Genomic DNA, 20444 nt, shown 5'->3' on the forward strand with positions numbered 1-20444 from the left:
TTACATTCCCACAGCGTTACCATCGGGCAGATCATTACCATCATTACCGTGCTGAATATGGTTATGGCCAGCACTATCAAGTTCAGTGGAAGGATCATCATTGACAGGTTGTTGAAACAATTTGTCAAGCTGAACTGCCAGAAATACTGCACTATATATTATGCTAACTGTTACGCTTAAGTTGAAATTATAGATTATACCATTACCTAAGTTTATTGGTATGGTTGCAGTCTCCATTCTTTTTAATATGAAGTTTAACAAACCTAATGACAAAGTTAATGTGCTGATAATAAGGTCCTTCTTACACTTAGCAGACTTTTCAGGATCCTTATTATCTAGGTATTTTCTCCATGAATAATAGTAGCTTATAGGTTCCGAAATAAACAGAAATAGGATCGTTGATGTTAAGTGAATGTGACTTATTACGTCTGCATTACTCCTAGTAAAAAAATGGATGACTTTCAACATCATCAATGCTTCTATGATGCTGCTTGCAAGATTAGCCGATTTACCCACAATTTTTGCCAGCTCTTTTTTACTCTCAGGGTTTCTGTAATCCTTAATTAGATCCTGTAGAGTAAATGCAGAATGGGCAATGTATAGAATAGATGTCGGAAACTTTACTAGTCGAGCAACATTCCGTATAAGAAAGATATTGGATCTATTATTGTCAATGAACTCGCAGCAAAATTGCAGTGAAATCTTACACAATAGGGCTGTTAAACCTGTTGTGATGCAGATTACCTTCCTGATATCATGATTATAAGCATCATGTACCTTTTGTGCAACCGTATTTGATTTTTCTTTTAGCTTGCTTGGCATGAAATAGTTAATAAAATAATAACTTTCTGTTATTCTATCACATAAAATCCTAAAAGAAAAGCACTATAAATCAGGGCTTTAAGGGAGATTTATGCATAAATCAGCCAAGCATTTAATAAACAAAGAATCGGCACTGAGAGTTGGCACGCGAAAGTAATATCCATCCTTGATAATTGCTTTATATTCTATATCAAGTTCAACTAGAGTTTCTGAATGCTCAGAAACAAAAGATATAGGTGATAGAACTACAGGTACACCATCAATTTTTGCGCGTAATAGCTCACTTTCAGTGCTTGGCTCTAGCCAGTTTACAGGACCAATCTTACTCTGATAACATATTGACCAATCTAAGTTATTAATAGCTAACTTTTCTACTATTAACTCTACGCTTCTTTCTACCTGTGAAGCGTAAGGGTCGCCTTTTTTAATAATACTAAGAGGTAAGCTATGGGCTGAAAATAGGACTCTTGGTTTACCGATTTTGCTAGCCAATTTATAGTACTTAGCTATCAGATTAGCGTGAGCTTCAATAAAATCTTGGTTATCATAATAACGGTAAATCATTTTTGTATTGCATTTTAGGCCATACCGTTTAGCATTTTTTTGCCAATTCTCGATGGATGACAGAGTTGTGGTAGTTGAATATTGTGGATACAGTGGCAGCAGAATCACTTCATCAGGATCAAACTGTTTTACACTTTCAATAACTTCGTCAGCAAATGGACGCCAATAGCGCATGCAGATGAATACCTTGTGTACATGGTTTCTATTTTCGTTTAATTTTAGTTCTAAAGCATTAGCTTGCATTTTTGTATTCTCTAGAATTGGCGATTTACCTCCAATTTCCTCGTATATTTTTCGTGCAGTATTTTCTCGTTTCGCAGATATAAACTTTGCTAAAAGAAACCGAAAGGGGTTCGGTAGATTGATTATTCTCCTGTCATAAAAAAGGTTGAATAAAAAAGGACGGACCGCATTTAGTGAATCAGGCCCGCCAAGATTAAATAAGATAACTGCCTTTTTCACCTACGCACTACTACAACAAGTTACTTTCGGGGTACCTATAAAATTAGCTACACACTCATCAAATTTAGTTATAGGCACTAAATTTCTCACATTTGCATACAATAAGTGGCCAAATCTCTGCATGTTACTCTGTGTGGATTCAAAACTTCTATCAAAAAACAGATCAACACAAAAACTTGGCACGGTTTCAAGAAGTTCAACAGCAGCTAAAGATAGCATTATACAACTTTGCAGGACCTTCAAAAGAACCTTTAGAGGGAAAAGTAAAACTTTAACGAAAAGAGAGGTGCTACTCGTTTCATTCAGTGGTTGCCCTGAATTGGGCGAATTATACTCGATGTGTTTTCTATTTTGATCAAAAATAGGAAATTTTATAGTATCTTTCTTAAATTCCGCGTCTATTTCTTTTCTACTATGGTTAGTGATTTTTTCCATTAACTTCTCACGCAGATGAAAAGTTCTGACAATAAAACATGTGGCAATCATTAAGGCAGCACATAAAAGTGCGCATTGCATGAGGCTCATACTGCCTAGCATAGCTGGCAGTGCAAAACAAACAAGCGGTGCTATGATTGTCATTTCAAGAAATGGAATAGTGTTTCTTTTCATTGCAAAGGCAGCACCTTCTTTTAATTTTGTATTATGATGTGAACTATATTCCAAATAACTTAAAAATGCCAGACTAAAAGTCAAAAACCCTTTTGTTCCACACAAAAGCGATGACTTAAAGTTACTTACTAATTTTTTAGTAGTAGATTCAGCTTGTTTAGTAGTGTTATTTTTATAACATTTACCCATACAATACCTCCTTGATGATTTGTTCTTAATTATAGATAAAAAATCACTTCTATGAAATTAAAATTTGTAATAAAATAAATCTATAAATGTACTATTCTATATAAGGAAATAATATGGCAATTGAGAAGACACTTTCAATCTTAAAACCTGATGCAGTAAAAAATAATATTACAGGCAATATAAATTCCTACATCGAACAATCTGGGCTGAAAATCACAGCACAAAAAATGATGTTACTAACAAAAAAACAAGCAGAGCTGTTTTATGAAATTCATAAAGATAGGCCTTTTTTTGGGGAATTAGTAGAGTTTATGACCTCTAGTTCTGTGGTAGTTCAAGTTTTAGTTGGTGAAAATGCAGTAAGTAAATACAGACAAATCATGGGAGCTACCAATCCAAAGCAGGCAGATAAAGGCACAATCAGGGGTGATTTTGCTGATGATATTAGTGAAAATAGAGTCCACGGCTCGGATAGTCTAGAAAATGCTCGTAAGGAGATAGCTTTCTTTTTTGCTGAATGTGAGTTGGTGTAGTTAACTCAGATTGGCGTCATCCAAGTAGCTGACAACATAGAAACGAAAAAACTTCCTTGACAAACCTCACCAGCCCCCTTATCATGAAACTGAAGCTATTGTATTTGCTTTCGCCAATCTGCAGATTAAAAGGTAAGGATTACTTAATGTATCGGCGTCTTATGTTCAATTTTTTGCAGTATATAGATACTGTATGTCTTTACAAAACTTCATCTACATCTAGGTTTTTATCTAAATAAGCTGAACGCGCTTATAAAGCGTTACAAGACATCAAAAAATGCCAATACTCGACAGAGATAGTAAAAGACTAGCTAACTCGGGGATTCTTTGTCTTTTTTTCTGCTTAGTAAATTTCTTAAACATTTGCAGCGTAAGTTAGTTGCAATTAAAAGCGGCTGAATCTCGCTTGTCAAGCGTTTAAAACATAAAAAACGCCAATATTTTAAAGCGGATAATAACCCCAGGGCTTCTTTTGCCTTTTTTTTCATTTGGTAAATTTCTTAATATTTATAGCTAAAGTAATTTAAAAGTCCGTGAAGGGTGTCATGCCAGTGCTTGACACTGGCATCCAGTTTTCCATATAATCTCATCAAAAATGTTTATTTTCTAGCTACTTTTATACTTATCAACCCAGTATGCTTACTTACAATTAAAATTTCTGGATCCCAGTGTCTGGGCACTGGGATGACAGCTAGCCTGACAACCGTCATCCCGCTACTTGTTAGCGGGATCTAGAGATACCGAGAATGAATCGCGGTATGACGTAGGACTGCTGTCATTCCAGTCTGGAATCTAGTTCTTATTGTACATTTAGATGTATGGTCCCAGAGAGTGATGGTATACTATCATCATCATTTAAGGAGTCATTATGGGACAGATATTACATGGGTGCGCCAAAACAACACAGACGATTCGTAGAGCAATACAAAATAGAAAAGAGAGCATAGCAAAACTCTCCAAGCATTATAACCTTAATCCAAAAACTATTATTAAGTGGAGAAAACGTTCATTTACGAAAGATGCTGATATGGGTCCAAAGCATCCAAGATCAACTGTTTTAACGCTAGAAGAGGAAGCTATAATAGTTACATTTCGCAAGTATACACTACTGCCACTAGATGATTGCCTTTACGCTCTGCAGTCTACAATTCCGCATTTGACTCGCTCTAGCTTGCATCGTTGTTTACAAAGACACAACATTAGCAGATTACCAACTGTTGATGGAGAAGTTAAGTCAAAAAAGAAATTCAAACAATATCCTATCGGTTACTTTCATATTGATATTGCTGAAGTTAGAACTGAGGAGGGCAAATTACATTTGTTTGTTGCTATTGATAGGACATCCAAATTTACCTATGTTGAGTTGTGTAACAGTGCTACAAAACCCATAGCTGCTGAGTTCTTACGTAATTTGATTAGAATTTTACCGTATAAAATCCATACTATTTTGACAGATAACGGTATACAATTTACAAACCAGAAGCGTCATAAGTATGCTTTCCAACATATATTTGATAGAGTTTGCGAAGAGAATGTTATTGAACATCGTTTGACAAAAGTTAGCCATCCTTGGACGAATGGGCAAGTCGAGCGTATGAATAAAACTTTAAAGGATGCTACAGTTAAGAAGTATTACTATCAATCGCACCAGCAACTTAAAGAACACCTTTATAACTTTGTTATGGCTTATAATTATGCAAAGAGACTCAAAACTCTTAAGGGTCTTACTCCTTATGAATTTATATGTTATCAGTGGACACAGTCTCCAGAATTATTTATACTAAATCCACACCATCACACTCTGGGACCATACATCTTAGATGTGGAAGTGGATTGCTCAAGAAAGTGGATAGAAAGGAGTAGATCCCTATCTTTCCCATTCCCTCCCCAAGCCATCAGAGGTTTTTATTTTCTTCTTCACTCACTCGTTCAGTACTTGAATCACCTAATTGAGAATCTGGCTCCATTTCCTGAGCTTTCTCATTAACTTTTTGTTCTACATCTTCTATTTTACCGTTACCAATAGCCATAATTGCAGGTTGAAATTTATTTATAAGATCATTAAGTGCTTTCATATCTGCTACATGAGTACTGAGGCCCTTTTCCAGAAGTCTGCTCATATCATCTTCTGAAAAATTTTGAATGGTTCCATTCTTTACTAACTCTTGTATAGCAGATCGCTGCCTTTCATTTTGAAGCATTTCTAATATTTTTTTCCCATCATCAAAACCTTTTTTAGCGTCAACGCCTTCGTTATCTTTAAGACTAATGTTTGCAATAGTTTCAAGCACGTTTGTTCTTAATCTACTAAAGTTATTCTCTCTGTCTTGAATCGTAGGTAATTTATCTATTAAATCCTTATATGAACTTTTTACTGCTTTTCCTGTTTCAATCGCACCTTCTTTTATTTTTTCCCCTGCCTTTCCTATACCTATTCCTACATAACGTGCTCCAATAGCTACAAGCGCTATTAATGTAGCAAGCACAATAAGCGGAGAAAATGCTGCTCCTAATACCATTCCAGCAGAAGCTATTCCTATTTTTTCATTTGCAGATGCTGATTTAAAATAATTGACTAGATTGTCCAGCGGACCTTTATTACTATTTATAACATTACTTATTGCTTGCTGATTAACAGATTTTAACGCCTCTTCTATTATTTTTGAGTCAACGTTTTCAGAAGTTAACCCTTTAAGTGCTTCTTCAATGAGTTTTATAAATAATTCTTTATTTACTTCCTTTTGCAAGCCTTGGTCATTAATCGCTAAACCTAAATCTTTGAGGTTCATCCCTTTAACTTGTTCTGATAGGGTTGTAAATAACTCTTTTTTCCCCTCTTGTGAGGATTGTGCAATACTTTCTATTATATCTGAAATAGCTTTTCTTAGTTCTGGATAGTCAGTGTCAAAAAACATACTATTGCTAGATTCCATATTCAGCTTCGTTGATTATAAATATGCCTAATTATACATACTAATCATTAATTATATTATAATTGATATAACATACCCCTTTCCAAATATAGAATTTGTATTAAAATATCTAGATTATATGAAATCAAGGTACTTTATGGGTGAAAAAAAATTAAAAGCTGCTGTGGTCTTATCAGGGTGTGGTCACCTTGACGGTGCAGAGGTAAGAGAAGCGGTTTTAAGTTTGCTTGTGCTTGATCAGCAGGAAGTGGATGTTAAATGCTTTGCACCTGATATCAATATCACACAAGTTATGAATCATAGAACAAAAGAGGCAACAAAAGAAAAAAGGAATGTACTTGTGGAAGCAGCAAGAATCGCAAGAGGCGAAATATATGACTTAAAAGAAGCCAAAGCTGAAAATTTTGACATGCTAGTTGTACCTGGTGGATACGGGGTTGCGAAAAATTTATCTGACTTAGCTGAAAGTAAAGACATGGTGACAGTAATGCCTGAATTTGAAAGATTAGTTTCAGAATTTTTTGTTACAAAAAAGCCAATAGGAGCGATATGCATATCTCCAGCCATCATTGTTTCAATTTTAAGTAGCAAGATAGGTAAAGAAGAAAGTAAGGTTAAGGTAACTATAGGAGATGACAGAGAACAGTTGATAGAAAGGCTTGGCGGCGAGCACATAAAATGCGATACAGAGTTATCAATAGAAGACGAAGAACATAATGTATTTTCCTGTTCTGCTTATATGCGTAGCGACGAAAGTACATACTCTGTATATCAAGGGATAAAGCATATGATTGACAGCATGGTAAAAAAGATTAACAAAAAAACTAAACAGCCATTCCTATAAGGTGTACTAAATAAGACTTCTCTATTAATCACACAATTAACTGTTGAATTTTACATTTCTAGCTGTATTATGGCTACGTAGCTAAAGTAACTTAGGTTTATCGACGCTTTACTACTTGTTAGCGGTGTGGTGTAGTGGCCATATATGTTTAGTTCTTTTTTTTAAGGTATTTTGTATGTCAGATCTTTTCTATATTGAAACTACGTGTTGTGTGGACGGTCAGTGTGATGTCTATACAGGGGAAGTGAGTTTTAATGATGTCATGTTAGGCAAGTTCAGTCTAAATTCGTGCAGCGGGAAAGAAGCTATGATAAATCTAGACATTATTACATTCGATATTAATATCGCTATTGATGGTCAAAATGGAAAGACAATAAAAAAAGACCTTAAAGGTCTTGAATTTGTAACTAAAGATGATGGTTCTTGGTATATTAATAAGGATTTTGGTAATGATAAATTTGAAATTATAGTAAAGCAATCATAATTTTACATCTCAGGTGTAACATTTAGTATAGGTGCTACTCTATTTATAATGTTTCTTACTATAGGCGCAGCAATTACTCCCCCGGTATGGTGCATCCCTTGAGGCTCATCAATAGCAATTAGCACTATGTACCTTGGGTCAAGCATAGTTAGCACTCCTATAAATGATGCTATGTTTGCATCTTTGCTATATTTACCATCTACAACTTTTTCCGCCGATCCAGTTTTTCCTCCTATTGAATATTCCTTTATTTTTGCTTTTCTGCCAGTGCCATCTGTTACTGCTGCACGTAATAATTTTCTCATTTCCCTGGAAGTTCTTCTTGAGATAATTTGCTCTCCTATACTTCTTTTATTCAACATCAAGGTTGCGTTATGAAATATCCCATTGTTGATTAATGCTGCTGCAGTTTGTGCAAGATGTATAGGAGTTACAGCTATGCCATAACCATAAGATGCTGTTATTAAAGTGTTTTCACTCCATTTATCCGGGATTATCGGTGTGGATTTTTCTGGTATTTCTATTTTCAAAGGAGAAAATAGCTTCATAGCTTTAAAGTATTCTACCTGTTTTTCAATACCTAGTTTGACTGCAATTTTTGCTGCACCAATGTTGGATGATTTTACAAATATATCTTGCACAGTAATTTTTGGAATTTTAGATTTATGAAAATCCTGAATTTTATACTTTCCAATGGTGATTGGTGTTGATACGTCATATAAATCGCTAGTTTTTGTAGCGTTCGCATCAAGCGCTGCGGCTATTGTAAAGTATTTTAATACCGACCCCATCTCATATACCCCAAGACTGGCGCGATTAAACTTTTGTACGTCTTCTGCCTTATTCTGTAAGTTGGGATTAAAATCAGGTAGGCTGACCATCGAGATGACTTCACTATTTCTCACATTTAAAACAATTCCTACTCCGCCAAGTGCCTGATATCTGCTTACAGCTTTAGTTAGCTCTTCATGCACTATGCTTTGCACTCGTGTATCTAAGGATAGTTGAACATATTGATCAGCAGAGCGTGACCATCCCTGTCGGATGACAGAAGATTGTGCAGAAGCTTGGTCTGGTGTCATTCCAGTGCACTGACACTGGAATCCAGTTTTATGCGCAATTTCATCACAAACATTGTTTTTGACATATGTTTCTGGAATCCGTTGTTCATCACGTAATTTGTCAGTATTTTTATATCTGGATCCCAGTGTCACGCACTGGGATGACACCATCTGTTGTGTGGGGAATTGTTGTGCAGGAATTGCTTTCAAGTTGCAACATTCATACAACTGTATATCAGGTACTTGGATAACAGAATGTTGTTTGTTTTTACTTATATATGCCTCAACTCCTGCAATACCGTTGCCATCTATGTCAGTATAACCAAGCACGTGTGAAAATAAATTACTGTGAGGATATATACGCTTTATGTCGTCATAAAAATTTACTCCTGGTACACCAGCGTTTTTGATCGCTAGTAATTCTTTTGGAGTCAAGTGCCGCTTTATCCAAGCAAATTTCTTTTCTGAAGTAAGTACTCTATATAAGTTCTTGTATTCGAGGTCATGCAAAGTAGAACACAGTTGTGCTGCTATACTTTCCGGATTCTTTACTTTGGTTGCATCTATATATAGTGATGTTGTGGGCACATTTGTTGCTATTACCACTCCATTTCTATCTAAAATATCAGGTTGTTTATGTACTATATTATCTTTTCTAAAATTTTCTGAAGTAGTAAGTTGATCAAATGTTAAAGAGAATATGCGAAAAATAATTATTATATAAAATATAAATAATGGTACTATAAAACACAGTGAGCGGAGCTTATTTTTAAGTAATGCTTGCATATTTACTTGATTTGACAAAAATGGAAATCATCTTAGCTGAACCACGAGGTTTTTGTGCCGGGGTAAAAAGAGCTGTGGACATATTAGCTATTACTTTAGAAAAATACAAAAACGAGCGCCAAGTTTATGTGCTACACGAAATTGTTCACAATAAATATATAGTAGAGGACTTTAAGAAACAAGGAGTGGTTTTTGTAAGCAGTATCGAGGAAATTGAAGATAATGAAGGAATACTGATCTTCAGCGCGCACGGAGTATCAAAAAATATAGAAGATGAGGCAAAAAGAAAGGGTATTCAAGTGATTGATGCAACATGTCCTTTAGTCAACAAAGTGCATAAAGAAGCAAAAAGGTATGAAAACAGTGGTAAAGAATTAATTCTCATTGGGCATGAAAACCATCCAGAAGTTAAGGGAATTAGGGGAAGAGTAAACAATCCTATCACTTTAGTGCAAACTTTGCAGGATGTATATGATTTAAAGGTTAAAGATCCAGATAATTTGTCTTATGTTACACAAACTACGTTAAGCATCGACGATACCCGTGACATTATTGCTGCCTTGAAATTAAGGTTTCCAGGCATAACAGGTCCAGATTTAAAGGACATATGCTATGCAACGCAAAACAGACAAAATGCTGTTAAAAAGCTAGCTGAAATTGTAGACATGGTATTAGTTGTAGGAAGTAAAAATAGCTCAAATTCAAACCGCTTATTAGATCTGTGCACTGCTAGAGGAAAAAGAGCCTACTTGATTGATAATTACAGATGTGTAAATAAAAGCTGGTTCCAGGGCGTAGAAAAGATAGGAATCACTGCAGGTGCTTCCGCTCCTGACATATTGGTTGATGAATTAATGGACTACCTAAAAGTAAACCTGAGTGTAAAAATTTCAGTTATGCCAGGTGGTATTATTGAAAATGTTCAGTTTAAAATACCGAATCTGGTTTAAAACACAACTTATCTACTAAGCTTCTCTTGAAATCACACAGACCAGCATCTATAGCTAAGACGTCATGCCGCGATTCATTAGACTTCTTGCATAACCATATAACGAACTTTTATTGGAAATAGAAACGAAAAAACTTACTTGACAAACTTCGCCAGCCCACTTATCATGATAGTGAAGCTATTGTATTTGCTTTCGCCAATCTGCAGATTAAAAGGTAAGGATTACTTAATGTATCGGCGTCTTATGTTCAATTTTTTGCAGTATATAGATACTGTATGTCTTTACAAAACTTCATCTACATCTAGGTTTTTATCTAAATAAGCTGAACGCGCTTATAAAGCGTTACAAGACATCAAAAAATGCCAATACTCGACAGAGATAGTAAAAGACTAGCTAACTCGGGGATTCTTTGTCTTTTTTTCTGCTTAGTAAATTTCTTAAACATTTGCAGCGTAAGTTAGTTGCAATTAAAAGCGGCTGAATCTCGCTTGTCAAGCGTTTAAAACATAAAAAACGCCAATATTTTAAAGCGGATAATAACCCCAGGGCTTCTTTTGCCTTTTTTTTCGTTTGGTAAATTTCTTAAATATTTACGGCTAATATGAAGCTAATACCAATTCTCATTGTTGTCCAGTCAAATAGGAAACATTGCAGAGTTGTTTAATTGTGGAGCTGGCAAGAGAAGTAATAAATTTGCACAAAGCACCCTCAAGTAGAGCAATTGTATCGTATATTTTATTGCGCAAAATGTTCTGTTTTATATATAACCAAAGCCTCTCAACAGGATTTAGCTCAGGTGAGTATGGAGGTAGGTATATAATGTCGATATTTTTAGGTACCTTTAAATTTTTTGACCTATGCCAACTAGCACAGTCCATAACGAGAAAAGCCTCTCGTGTTTCTAGATATTGCGAAATTTGCTCAAGAAATATGTTCATGCAATCAGTGTTGACATTTGGTGCAAATAAGCTAGAACTCTCTCCATTTCTAGGATTAACTGCACTATAGAGATAGAAATTTTGCCTACCTAATTTTGTTTTAACCTGTGTTCTAATCCCCTTTTTAAACCACCCATGTCCAACTTTTGAATGTGTGCCAAACCGTGATTCATCAAAGAAAAATAGCTCTTTTTCTGGATACTTGCTAATAGCTCCATTGAGATTTTTTTTTGAATTCCTCTTGTTTGCTTTTATCTTGTCCATTATGAACTGGTCTTGGTGTAATATATGAGAATTTCATCTTTTGCATATGGCGGTGTACTGTAGATTTGCTGATATTTAATCCGAACTTTTCCTGGATTCTTATTCTCATTTCTTTAATGGTGATATTAGGATTTTCTTCTATCCACTCTTCAATTTGCTGTAGTTGAGCCTGATTTAATTTAGTTTTTCTACGACGTTGTGAAGGAGCAAACAGTTTTTCTTCTCTGCCAATTTTCAAGAGTTTTACCCACGAAGTTAGTGCGCTTCTTGAAATGCAATATATTTTTGCTACAGCCGTTATACTGTACTTTTTTGCTGCAATTACAGCATTTAGTTTTTTTGAAACATATGCATTATTCCTTACTTTCTTCAGCATTTCTTTTGCTGATTCTACTACTTTTTCATCCAATAATTTTGATCTTAATGCCATTTAAACCTCGCTATTTTACTTACTTCAGTATGGCTTTTCTTCCATCATTGTCCATCTGTTTGCCCTGTAATGGGAATTGGTATAAGAGGTTGTCCGGAAACTAGTAAATTCAAGCATATTCCCTCTTTAACATAACCCTACTCATAGCTAGGTATATGAAATTCTCAGTGGATGTTGTGAGTAAATCATACTCCTTCGATAGCCTTCTATTCCTATTAACCCAAGCAAAAGTCCTTTCTACAACCCATCTTCTTGGCTGTACTTTAAACCCTTGTTCTCTTGTTGGTAGTAGCTCAGGTGGCGTATCTTTGTGCACCCAAAATCTACATGGAGGCCTTGTAACAATTTCAATATCTATGTCATATTCTTCCTTTGTGTGATTCTTTAAATTTCTTCCTTGGTATCCCATGTCAGCCCACATTTTTTTAACTTTAGTATATTTTGTTCTCATATTGTTTAATGCTATTTTAATACCATCTCTATCATTTTCGTTAGCAGCGCCTACGTAACAACCTAGTATAAAACCCTGAGTGTCTGTAATTATATGCCTTTTTCTACCCTTTACTTTTTTACTTCCATCATAGCCTTTGATCCCCCCTTTTCTGTAGTCTTTACAGATTGACTATCTACTATACAGGCACTCGGCTGCTCATTCCTTCCTATTTTTCTTCTACTATATTTTGTAATTTCATAATTCATTTTCTCAAAAATTCCCTGCTTCTTCCATTGCCTGAACTGCTCATACACAGTCTTCCATAGCGGAAAATCATTTGGTAAATACCGCCATTGACACCCTGTACGCAATACATAGAAAATTGCTTCTAATATTTCTCTTTTGCTATACTTTGGCGGCCTTCCTCCTTTCTTGTATGATACTCTGAAGTGTTTTTCTATTCTTGCCCATTCCCTTTCGCTTAGATCTGTTGGATACTTTTTTCTCATCTTTACCCCGTACTAAAATTTCAGATATTATAGCCTTTTACTTGTTTCCGGACAACCTCTGAGTAGCGGAATGACGAATTTGTTGTTTTTCAAATTGTAGGTAAACCTAAGCCACTTTAGCTATATATAATAGAATTTCGCTTTCTACTATCTTTCCAGTTGTTTTATACATAATTCTCGAATTTTGAAAATTTGCTCCATATCTAATTTCTCACTTGTATAAAATTTGTTTTCTTACTTCGAGACCTAATCTACCACAACTTTTATATGGCGTTTCTTTCCTGCAGATAATTTTATAAATGGCTGATCTTTAAAGCTTTCGAAATTTATTACATGATCAATATTGTTTACAACATTATCATTAATCTTGCATCCGTTGCCCTGTATTAAACGCTTTGCAGCGCCTTTTGAAGGTTCAAAACCGGTGTCATGTAGTAGGTCTACTAAGGATATGCCGCTTGCAACTTGTTCTTTTTTTATGATGTAATCAGGAAGTAGTGAGCTATCTTCATTCTCAAAAGCAGAAATTGCAGCAAATTGTGCAAGTTCCGCTTCTTTGTCACCATGACATATTTTTGTCACTTCTGTTGCCAAGACCTTTTTTGCTTCATTTATTTCTTGATCCTTTAAAGACTCTAATTTTCTAATCTCATCAATTGGCACATCAGTGAGCAATCTTAAAAAACGTCCAACATCTTGATCATCAACGTTGCGAAAATATTGCCAGTAGTCGTAAGGCTTTAGCATATTATCATCAAGCCACACTGCTCCACTTTCAGTTTTGCCCATTTTTTTTCCTTGTGCATTTAATAAAAGAGGCATGGTAAGGCCAAATAGCTCAGGTAAATTCAACTTTTTTCCAAGTTCAATTCCGTTTACTATATTTCCCCACTGGTCTGACCCTCCAATCTGCAGACGACAATCATATTTTTTGTTTAATTCAATAAAGTCGTAAGCTTGCAATAGCATGTAATTAAATTCCAGAAAGCTTAAGGTTTGCTCTCTATCCAGCCTGGTTTTCACACTATCAAAACTTAGCATACGATTTACAGAAAAATAAGCTCCTATATCACGCAAAAAATCTATGTATTTTATGTTATCCAACCAATCTGCGTTATTTACTATCATTGCACCAGTCTTGCTGTCATTAAAAGACACCATTTTCTCTAATATTCTCCTTATACTGGATGTATTTTGATTGATGTTCTCTACAGGCAAGATGCTTCTTGCTTTATCTTTGAAGGATGGGTCACCAATTTTTGTTGTGCCACCTCCAAGTAAGACTATCGGCTTATAACCAAATTTTTGTAGGTGACAGAGCATCATAATCTGAATTAGGTGACCAGCATGAAGACTTGGTGCTGTGCAATCAAACCCAATGTATGCAACTATATAATTGCTCTGCAATAATAATTGATCTAGTCCTTCAATGTTTGTGCATTGGTATAGGTACCCTCTTTCTTGGATGAAATTTAAAAATTCAGATGCGTGTTTCATTTTATAAACCCCAGTCTATCCTGTCATTAATGCCGAAGGTAACCCTAATAGAGAAGCCAGTGCCCAGACACTGGAACTTAATTATAAACAAGCACACTATACAACGTTTTCGATGAAATTGCATGAAAAACTGGATTCCAGTGTCAGCTACTTTCATGACACCACTACCTGTGCAGGAGTTGCCTTCAAAATTACAACGTTTGTGCAATTGTGTACCAGCTATCTGGATAATCAATTGCATAACTCTTCTATTTTATAATACTCCCTTACTTCCGGCCTGAATATGTGAACCATTATGCCTTGAAAATTCAAAACCACCCAATTGCCTTCATCCATACCTTCTACATCTATTTTATCATGTGGCTTGAGGCTTTTTATTACGTGCTCAGCTAAAGCTTTAACGTGACGGCTTGAATCACCAGATGCAATAATCATATATTTTGCAATAACGGTTTTATTCTGCACATCAAAAGTTACTATATCATGACCTTTATTTTGATCTATTATCTCTTCAATTGTACTTCTTATCGATTCCATATCGCTAAGCATTGTTTACAGGTTATATGATTCATTTATAATTATATACTCAAAATTTCTAAATATGAACTATTTTCAACGCAACTACTTGTTAAAGGTATTACCTGCATCTATTTTATCATCATGTTTTTAGTATGTACAATGTATATACTTTTTATATAATTGAAAATAGCTTTTTACTAGTATTCATTATGGGCAAGACTCTCATCTACTTAATCGGCTTTCCAGGCAGTGGTAAGTTTACTACTGCAAAGGAACTGTGTAAAATCATTGGTGCAGTAATAGTAAGCAATAATCTATTCAATAATATTATATTTGATATTGTTAAATTACAAAACGCTGAAGTTCCAGATGACCTATGGGAAAAAATTTTTGCAGTTAGGGAAAATGTATTAGCAATACTGGAAAAACACTACGTAAAATCAAAACATTATATATTTACAAATGAATTGATAGAGGGTGATCCCTATGACCAAAGATTATATAACTCAGTGGTAAATTTAAGTAAAAAAATGGACATGGAAATTTTTTCTGTAGTATTACATTGTAATAATGAAAAACTAGTAAGACGTGTCCAATCAGAAGAGAGATATCAGGAAAATAAAATTACTGATCCGGATTTTGCTATAAAGAAAATTGAAGGGAAAAGGCTATTTATACCTGAGGGTTCGCTTGAAATTGATAACTCGAACTTGAGTGCAAAGGAAGTTGCAAAGAAAATTGTTGAAGAGATGAAGAAAGAAAAAAATGGAAAATTAATTAAAACTTCTGTAACAAATCATTTAAAAACAGAGCGTACTCGTGGTTGAGCAGAAAGATAAGTACCGTCCTTGTGTTGGCATAATGCTATTTGACAGACAAGGACATGCCTTTATTGGAAAACGCTTTGATAGCGATTCTTACTGGCAGATGCCACAAGGAGGTGTTGATGATGGTGAGGAACTGGAACAAGCAGCGTTACGTGAGTTGCTAGAGGAGGTTGGTACTAATAAAGTAAAGGTTATAACTAAAAGCAAGGATTGGATATACTACAACTTGCCTGAAGAAGTTATACCAATATGCTGGAATGGAAAATATTCTGGTCAAAAGCAAAGGTGGTTCTTAATGAAGTTTTGCGGAGAGGATGAGGACATTGATATTAATTATACTGGTCATCCAGAGTTCAAAGAGTGGCGTTGGCAAGGTATAGATAGTTTAGTAGCCAGTGCTATATCATTTAAAAAAGAAGTTTATAAAACAGTGATAGAAGAGTTTTCTTCTATAATAAAAGCCTCAACAATAAGCTCATGATAGTAGATTCTCATTGCCACTTGATTTATTTTTCTGACGATGAAATACCAAAAGTAATTTCAAGGGCAGAGCAAAATGGTGTAAAGGTTTTGCATAACATATGCGTAAGCATTGACGATGTTCCTAAGTTATTAAAAATTTCTTCATCCTATGATCAGGTCTACTCCTCTGTTGGTATACATCCGCTTGATGCTGCTATAGAAAACGGTGAGTGTATACATGTTGATGAATTAGTTGAATTTACCAAGAACCAAAAGGTAATTAGTATCGGTGAAACCGGGTTAGATTTTTATAAATCTGACAACAAAGACAATCAGAAAAAAAGTTTTGCATTACATATAGAAGCGTCAAGAATAACTGGACTACCTTTAGTTATTCACACAAGAAGCGCTGATAATGAGATGATCGATATGTTAAGGTCAGAAATGAAAGCCGGTGCTTTTAGTGGAGTAATGCACTGCTTTGCTTCCTCTAAAGAACTTGCTTATCAATCTATAGATTTGGGGTTATATATTTCATTTTCTGGAATTATTACTTTTAAAAATGCGAGCTTACTCAGAGAAATTGCACAAAATGTACCACGCGAGCGTGTTTTAGTCGAAACTGATGCACCATATCTATCACCTGAGCCTTATAGGGGAAAAAAGAATGAACCAGCAATGGTGAAATACGTTGTTGATTGTTTGGCAGAGTTGTGGAATGAGTCACCAGAACAAGTAGCGAAGGTAACCACAAGCAACTTTTTTAGGCTGTTTGAGCGTATCCGTTCAGGAGAGTGGTTTAAGAAACAATAGATAGGAGATTTTGGAAAGGATTGAGACCCCTTTGTTTCCAAGTTAAGTATAATGAAATTATCCGCTCAAGGAATGTATTTCCCCGCTTTGATTGTGTAAAATATGAGTTTTTGCGATAAACGACATAATGCCGAATTTGCCGTTCAGCGTGGTTATTTGTCAGCGGAATATTTTCTGGGTCATCTAAAAATTTCCACATCATTCTTTCAGATCTCAGAACATTTTTTGCAACTCGAGAGGCTCCAATTGCTTCAGGTAAACGAGATATCTCCTTCAAGTAATACTTTGTACGTTTTCTTAATTTTCTGGCACGTCTGACAAACCTCAAAACATCTATCTCACTTTTTAGTAAAGCTTTTTTTAGTGCAAATAATTCAGTGGCCACGTTTCTCAAGTAACAACCCAGAACTTTAACTTCAATATTCCAACTATGTGCTAATCTTTCAAAATCTCTTGATAAATGTGCCCAACAGATTTGCCTGTTTTTATCGGCAAAATAATTGTATGCTGCATACCTGTCAGTTATTACCAAGCTATTGCGATTGCAGAATTTACTATTTTGTAAAACTTTCATTCCTCTTGACTCTGTAAATTTTACAAAACTTGCCGTATTGCTTGCAAACATCCAACACCAAGCGAGTTTACCTTTGTTATAATGGCTCGTTTCATCAATATGTAGAACTTTACTCCTACTTATCTCTTGTTCGATCTGCTCATACATTTTTTTGCATTTTGAAGCAACTCTATGTTCACTATTTGATATGCTACCGACGCTTATGTTCAAATTGAAGATATCATTTACGACACTCGCTATTTCGCGTTTTGAATTTTTGTAGAATCCGCTGAACGCTGCAATTATTGACTTAACCCTTGGACCAAATGTATCTGGCGTAACACCTTCCGGTAACTTGCTACTTCTTCTCTTTCCGCATCTCCGACAACGGCCATGTTCTAACTGATATTCCACTACATAAGGCTTGATTTCTGGAAGATCAACTTTCTGATGAATATATGGTTTTTCACATATTGCAATTTCTCCTCCGCATTCGCAAGTATTAGGCAACTCTATCTTTACTACTTTATCTGCATCCATGTTGGCGCGAAAACTTCCTTTATGACCAACCTGACCGCCAATATTCCTTTCGCTTTTCGGCTTATTCTTTTTTATTTTATACAACTCTTTGGAACTTGGTATTGATGAATTTTTTGAGCTTAAACCGAGTCTTTCTCTTAACTCAGCATTTTCTATCTTTAAAGCCTTATTTTCTGCTTTTAAACTTTCATTCTCTTTTTCCAATCTTTCTATTTTTGCTTCTAACCTTTCTATTTTTTGCTGTAAATTTTTGCAAAGTTCTAAAAGGTTTACCATATTACTTCACTTTTGCTCTATGATTATCTTCTTAGATCACCTTGTCTACCTTATTCTGCCACTCCGCTGAACGGATACGTTTGAGCTATAAAGAAGCTCTATAAAACCATTAATTTGCTTATGAACCTAAAGATTTCACCAGCTCTCTCACCGAGTTTACAGACTTATTAAACATTTCTTGTTCACTATCATTCATTTTAACTTCTAGGATCTTTTCAATTCCGTTTTTTCCAATAATTACAGGAACACCAATAAACAAATCTTCTACACCATATTCACCATTAAGGTAAGCAGCACATGGTAATATGCGCCTCTTATCTTTTAAATATGATTCTAACATGCATATAGCTGAAGATGCAGGAGCGTAGTATGCAGATCCAGACTTAAGCAGATCAACTATTTCTTTACCGCCATTGCGAGTGCGTTCAACTATTTCATCGACTTTTTTCTGTGTGATAAGACCCATATCGATAATTTGAGTAAGTGGAATTCCAGCAACTGAAGTACAATTGATTAGTGGTACCATAGTGTCGCCATGTCCTCCAAGCACAAAAGCAGATATATCTTCAACTGAGATATTTAACTCACTTGCAAGAAAGTAACGAAAACGGGAAGAATCAAGCACTCCTGCCATGCCAACAATCATATTAGTTGGAAGGTTTGAAAATTTATGCACCACTGAAACCATGGCATCCAAAGGGTTGGTAACCACTATTACAAACGTGCTTGGAGAATATTTTTTAATATTTTCGCCAACCTCCTTCATTACTTTAGCATTGGTTTGCAGGAGGTCATCTCTGCTCATTCCTGGTTTTCTGGCAATGCCAGCGGTTATTATAATTGCATCGGAGTTTTTTATATCTTCATACCTATTTGTGCCAGTAATATTGACATCAAATCCATCAATAGGGGATGATTCTGCTATGTCGAGTGCTTTACCTTGTGGTATTCCATCACTAATATCAAGTAAAACAACATCACCGAGTTCCCTTAGTGCAATCATATGGGTGAGAGTTCCACCGATATTTCCTGCACCGATTAAAGATATTTTTTTTCTTTGTACTGTCATTTTCTACTCCTTTGTATTTACTTTTATGGTTTTACCTTCCCAAGGCGATAAGCTATCAAACATACGAAAATCTTGCGGTAAATCTATAGGATTATATACAACCTTTTTTGTCTCTATATCATATCTTACTTCCTCATAACCAGTGAGAGGGAAATCTTTTAACATTGGATGACCTTTGAATCCATAGTCTGTTAGAATCCTACGCAAATCAGGGTGATCAGAAAACTCTATTCCATACATATCAAACACTTCACGCTCAAACCACAAAGCCGTACTAAATATCTTCGCTACACTTGGAGGCATGTCGCTTTCACATAACTGAAGCTTTATGTGTACTCTAATATTATGCACAATGCTGAGCAGATTGTATATTAGCTCGAAACGCTTCTCTCTATTTGGATAGTCAACCCCAAAAATATCAACTAATAGTTCAAACCTACACTTTTCATCATCACGTAGAAAGAATAGGTACTTTTCAATTTCATCTAAAGTTGAATATATTACAATAATGCCATCATCTTTTTGAATGCACTCGCATTTGGTCTTTTTTTGTATATACTTTGCAGTTTTATCCATTCCGAGTCCGTTTTATTTTGTTTTGTAGGCATAGCATTCCATATAGCAACGCCTCAGCGGTTGGTGGGCATCCAGGGACATACACGTCAACTGGCACAATTCTATCACAGCCTCGAACTACTGAATAAGAGTAATGGTAATAACCACCACCATTTGCACAACTTCCCATGGAAATAACATACTTCGGGTCTGCCATTTGATCATAAACCTTGCGCAATGCTGCTGCCATTTTATTAGTTAGTGTGCCAGCAACAATCATCACATCTGATTGACGTGGGCTTGCACGAAACATTATACCATATCTATCAAGATCATAACGGCTGGATGCAGTATGCATCATCTCAACTGCGCAACATGCAAGACCAAATGTCATTGGCCACAATGAACCAGACCTTGCCCAATTCATTACATAATCTGTTAAATCACCAAATTTAGTGACAAGAAACCCTTCTTTTTTATAACGACCCCAGTCATCATTAGATAGAATTTGATTTGTCATAA

General features: G+C 35.3%; 21 protein-coding genes and 1 pseudogene. 8 read left to right on the top strand and 14 right to left on the bottom strand.

Annotated features, from left to right (window positions below):
* From AAGD74_RS00690 to AAGD74_RS00700, 3 genes are all read right to left on the bottom strand, one after another.
* Entirely contained in the window at positions 1-822 is an 822-nt protein-coding gene (locus AAGD74_RS00690) for a hypothetical protein (RefSeq protein WP_265029904.1), read from the bottom strand.
* Between the two features lie 78 nt (positions 823-900).
* Entirely contained in the window at positions 901-1848 is a 948-nt protein-coding gene (hemH, locus tag AAGD74_RS00695; RefSeq protein WP_236514410.1) for a ferrochelatase, read from the bottom strand.
* Positions 1849-2646 carry a hypothetical protein gene (locus tag AAGD74_RS00700; protein ID WP_338976869.1) on the bottom strand — a complete coding sequence of 266 codons (798 nt, stop codon included), beginning with the start codon at positions 2644-2646 and terminating at the stop codon, positions 1849-1851.
* A gap of 113 nt (positions 2647-2759) precedes the next feature.
* Between AAGD74_RS00700 and ndk the strand changes: the two genes are divergently transcribed.
* Positions 2760-3179, top strand: a complete 420-nt coding sequence (gene ndk, locus AAGD74_RS00705) for a nucleoside-diphosphate kinase (RefSeq protein WP_006279846.1) — start codon at positions 2760-2762, stop codon at positions 3177-3179.
* Between the two features lie 311 nt (positions 3180-3490).
* Here ndk and AAGD74_RS00710 read toward each other — a convergent pair whose 3' ends face one another.
* A complete protein-coding gene (locus tag AAGD74_RS00710) occupies positions 3491-3667 on the bottom strand; it encodes a hypothetical protein (RefSeq protein ID WP_179945710.1) in 177 nt (58 codons plus the stop codon).
* A 380-nt stretch (positions 3668-4047) separates the two neighbouring features.
* Between AAGD74_RS00710 and AAGD74_RS00715 the strand changes: the two are divergent.
* Positions 4048-4992: pseudogene (locus tag AAGD74_RS00715) on the top strand (IS481 family transposase); the annotation flags it as partial.
* 82 nt (positions 4993-5074) lie between these two features.
* On the opposite strand, the gene AAGD74_RS00720 reads toward AAGD74_RS00715, so the two are convergent.
* Positions 5075-6112, bottom strand: a complete 1038-nt coding sequence (locus AAGD74_RS00720; protein WP_341810664.1) for a hypothetical protein — start codon at positions 6110-6112, stop codon at positions 5075-5077.
* Positions 6113-6248: 136 nt separating this feature from the next.
* On the opposite strand from AAGD74_RS00720, the gene elbB reads away from it, so the two are divergent.
* Both elbB and AAGD74_RS00730 read left to right on the top strand, forming a co-directional pair.
* Positions 6249-6956 (top strand): isoprenoid biosynthesis glyoxalase ElbB, encoded by a 708-nt coding sequence (gene elbB / locus AAGD74_RS00725; protein WP_022626165.1) that lies wholly within the window; start codon positions 6249-6251, stop codon positions 6954-6956.
* A gap of 175 nt (positions 6957-7131) precedes the next feature.
* Positions 7132-7440 (top strand): hypothetical protein, encoded by a 309-nt coding sequence (locus AAGD74_RS00730; protein ID WP_039963709.1) that lies wholly within the window; start codon positions 7132-7134, stop codon positions 7438-7440.
* Between the two features lie 2 nt (positions 7441-7442).
* Here AAGD74_RS00730 and AAGD74_RS00735 read toward each other — a convergent pair whose 3' ends face one another.
* Entirely contained in the window at positions 7443-9287 is a 1845-nt protein-coding gene (locus AAGD74_RS00735; RefSeq protein ID WP_338482599.1) for a penicillin-binding protein 2, read from the bottom strand.
* A 20-nt stretch (positions 9288-9307) separates the two neighbouring features.
* Here AAGD74_RS00735 and ispH point away from each other — a divergent pair, with 20 nt between their 5' ends.
* Positions 9308-10237 carry a 4-hydroxy-3-methylbut-2-enyl diphosphate reductase gene (ispH, locus tag AAGD74_RS00740; RefSeq protein ID WP_264329845.1) on the top strand — a complete coding sequence of 310 codons (930 nt, stop codon included), beginning with the start codon at positions 9308-9310 and terminating at the stop codon, positions 10235-10237.
* A gap of 620 nt (positions 10238-10857) precedes the next feature.
* On the opposite strand, the gene AAGD74_RS00745 is transcribed toward ispH, so the two are convergent.
* The 4 genes from AAGD74_RS00745 to rsfS form a co-directional block, all read right to left on the bottom strand.
* Positions 10858-11869, bottom strand: a protein-coding gene (locus AAGD74_RS00745; protein ID WP_265029767.1) for an IS630 family transposase whose coding sequence is annotated in 2 segments (ribosomal slippage) — positions 10858-11406 and positions 11408-11869 — 1011 coding nt in all. Because the reading frame shifts where the segments join, the coding sequence is not laid out codon by codon here.
* 109 nt (positions 11870-11978) lie between these two features.
* Positions 11979-12811, bottom strand: a protein-coding gene (locus tag AAGD74_RS00750; protein WP_338482219.1) for an IS5-like element ISWpi1 family transposase whose coding sequence is annotated in 2 segments (ribosomal slippage) — positions 11979-12442 and positions 12442-12811 — 834 coding nt in all. Because the reading frame shifts where the segments join, the coding sequence is not laid out codon by codon here.
* 246 nt (positions 12812-13057) lie between these two features.
* Positions 13058-14308 (bottom strand): tyrosine--tRNA ligase, encoded by a 1251-nt coding sequence (gene tyrS / locus AAGD74_RS00755; RefSeq protein WP_007548582.1) that lies wholly within the window; start codon positions 14306-14308, stop codon positions 13058-13060.
* 231 nt (positions 14309-14539) lie between these two features.
* Positions 14540-14857: a ribosome silencing factor gene (rsfS, locus tag AAGD74_RS00760; protein ID WP_338482496.1), complete on the bottom strand. Its 318-nt coding sequence runs from the start codon at positions 14855-14857 to the stop codon at positions 14540-14542.
* Between the two features lie 179 nt (positions 14858-15036).
* Between rsfS and AAGD74_RS00765 the strand changes: the two genes are divergently transcribed.
* Genes AAGD74_RS00765 through AAGD74_RS00775 form a run of 3 tightly spaced genes read left to right on the top strand, consistent with a single transcriptional unit; the run spans position 15037 to position 16929 of the window.
* On the top strand, positions 15037-15654 hold the full coding sequence (locus AAGD74_RS00765) for an AAA family ATPase (RefSeq protein WP_022626414.1): 618 nt from the start codon (positions 15037-15039) through the stop codon (positions 15652-15654).
* 34 nt (positions 15655-15688) lie between these two features.
* Positions 15689-16135: an RNA pyrophosphohydrolase gene (locus AAGD74_RS00770; protein WP_410529904.1), complete on the top strand. Its 447-nt coding sequence runs from the start codon at positions 15689-15691 to the stop codon at positions 16133-16135.
* Positions 16132-16929, top strand: coding sequence for a TatD family hydrolase (locus AAGD74_RS00775; RefSeq protein WP_338482499.1), 798 nt, complete (start codon positions 16132-16134; stop codon positions 16927-16929). Before AAGD74_RS00770 ends, AAGD74_RS00775 begins: the two co-directional genes overlap by 4 nt.
* Here the strand turns inward: AAGD74_RS00775 and AAGD74_RS00780 are convergent.
* The 4 genes from AAGD74_RS00780 to AAGD74_RS00795 all read right to left on the bottom strand — a co-directional run bounded on the left by AAGD74_RS00780 (position 16916) and on the right by AAGD74_RS00795 (position 20442).
* On the bottom strand, positions 16916-18298 hold the full coding sequence (locus tag AAGD74_RS00780; protein WP_007548562.1) for an IS66-like element ISWen3 family transposase: 1383 nt from the start codon (positions 18296-18298) through the stop codon (positions 16916-16918). The two genes, AAGD74_RS00775 and AAGD74_RS00780, sit on opposite strands and share 14 nt — an antisense overlap.
* A gap of 118 nt (positions 18299-18416) precedes the next feature.
* Positions 18417-19367, bottom strand: a complete 951-nt coding sequence (gene mdh / locus AAGD74_RS00785; protein WP_341810666.1) for a malate dehydrogenase — start codon at positions 19365-19367, stop codon at positions 18417-18419.
* A 3-nt stretch (positions 19368-19370) separates the two neighbouring features.
* Positions 19371-19943, bottom strand: a complete 573-nt coding sequence (locus AAGD74_RS00790) for an NADH-quinone oxidoreductase subunit C (RefSeq protein WP_006279573.1) — start codon at positions 19941-19943, stop codon at positions 19371-19373.
* A complete protein-coding gene (locus AAGD74_RS00795; protein ID WP_006279574.1) occupies positions 19936-20442 on the bottom strand; it encodes a NuoB/complex I 20 kDa subunit family protein in 507 nt (168 codons plus the stop codon). The genes AAGD74_RS00790 and AAGD74_RS00795 overlap by 8 nt, the downstream gene beginning before the upstream one ends.
* Positions 20443-20444 lie beyond the last annotated feature (2 nt).

This window comes from Wolbachia endosymbiont (group A) of Campoletis raptor, assembly GCF_964026755.1.
GTDB lineage: Bacteria > Pseudomonadota > Alphaproteobacteria > Rickettsiales > Anaplasmataceae > Wolbachia > Wolbachia pipientis.

What these genes read in the sequence shown, in the direction of transcription:
- rsfS (WP_338482496.1), bottom strand. Translation starts at nt 14,857, where the DNA reads ATGCTTAGCGATATGGAATCGATAAGAAGTACAATTGAAGAGATAATA.
- AAGD74_RS00730 (WP_039963709.1), top strand. Translation starts at nt 7,132, where the DNA reads ATGTCAGATCTTTTCTATATTGAAACTACGTGTTGTGTGGACGGTCAG.
- AAGD74_RS00795 (WP_006279574.1), bottom strand. Translation starts at nt 20,442, where the DNA reads ATGACAAATCAAATTCTATCTAATGATGACTGGGGTCGTTATAAAAAA.
- AAGD74_RS00720 (WP_341810664.1), bottom strand. Translation starts at nt 6,112, where the DNA reads ATGGAATCTAGCAATAGTATGTTTTTTGACACTGACTATCCAGAACTA.
- AAGD74_RS00735 (WP_338482599.1), bottom strand. Translation starts at nt 9,287, where the DNA reads ATGCAAGCATTACTTAAAAATAAGCTCCGCTCACTGTGTTTTATAGTA.
- AAGD74_RS00780 (WP_007548562.1), bottom strand. Translation starts at nt 18,298, where the DNA reads ATGGTAAACCTTTTAGAACTTTGCAAAAATTTACAGCAAAAAATAGAA.
- mdh (WP_341810666.1), bottom strand. Translation starts at nt 19,367, where the DNA reads ATGACAGTACAAAGAAAAAAAATATCTTTAATCGGTGCAGGAAATATC.
- ispH (WP_264329845.1), top strand. Translation starts at nt 9,308, where the DNA reads ATGGAAATCATCTTAGCTGAACCACGAGGTTTTTGTGCCGGGGTAAAA.
- AAGD74_RS00790 (WP_006279573.1), bottom strand. Translation starts at nt 19,943, where the DNA reads ATGGATAAAACTGCAAAGTATATACAAAAAAAGACCAAATGCGAGTGC.
- AAGD74_RS00710 (WP_179945710.1), bottom strand. Translation starts at nt 3,667, where the DNA reads ATGAAAAAAAAGGCAAAAGAAGCCCTGGGGTTATTATCCGCTTTAAAA.
- AAGD74_RS00700 (WP_338976869.1), bottom strand. Translation starts at nt 2,646, where the DNA reads ATGGGTAAATGTTATAAAAATAACACTACTAAACAAGCTGAATCTACT.
- AAGD74_RS00690 (WP_265029904.1), bottom strand. Translation starts at nt 822, where the DNA reads ATGCCAAGCAAGCTAAAAGAAAAATCAAATACGGTTGCACAAAAGGTA.
- elbB (WP_022626165.1), top strand. Translation starts at nt 6,249, where the DNA reads ATGGGTGAAAAAAAATTAAAAGCTGCTGTGGTCTTATCAGGGTGTGGT.
- tyrS (WP_007548582.1), bottom strand. Translation starts at nt 14,308, where the DNA reads ATGAAACACGCATCTGAATTTTTAAATTTCATCCAAGAAAGAGGGTAC.
- AAGD74_RS00770 (WP_410529904.1), top strand. Translation starts at nt 15,689, where the DNA reads ATGCTATTTGACAGACAAGGACATGCCTTTATTGGAAAACGCTTTGAT.
- AAGD74_RS00765 (WP_022626414.1), top strand. Translation starts at nt 15,037, where the DNA reads ATGGGCAAGACTCTCATCTACTTAATCGGCTTTCCAGGCAGTGGTAAG.
- ndk (WP_006279846.1), top strand. Translation starts at nt 2,760, where the DNA reads ATGGCAATTGAGAAGACACTTTCAATCTTAAAACCTGATGCAGTAAAA.
- AAGD74_RS00775 (WP_338482499.1), top strand. Translation starts at nt 16,132, where the DNA reads ATGATAGTAGATTCTCATTGCCACTTGATTTATTTTTCTGACGATGAA.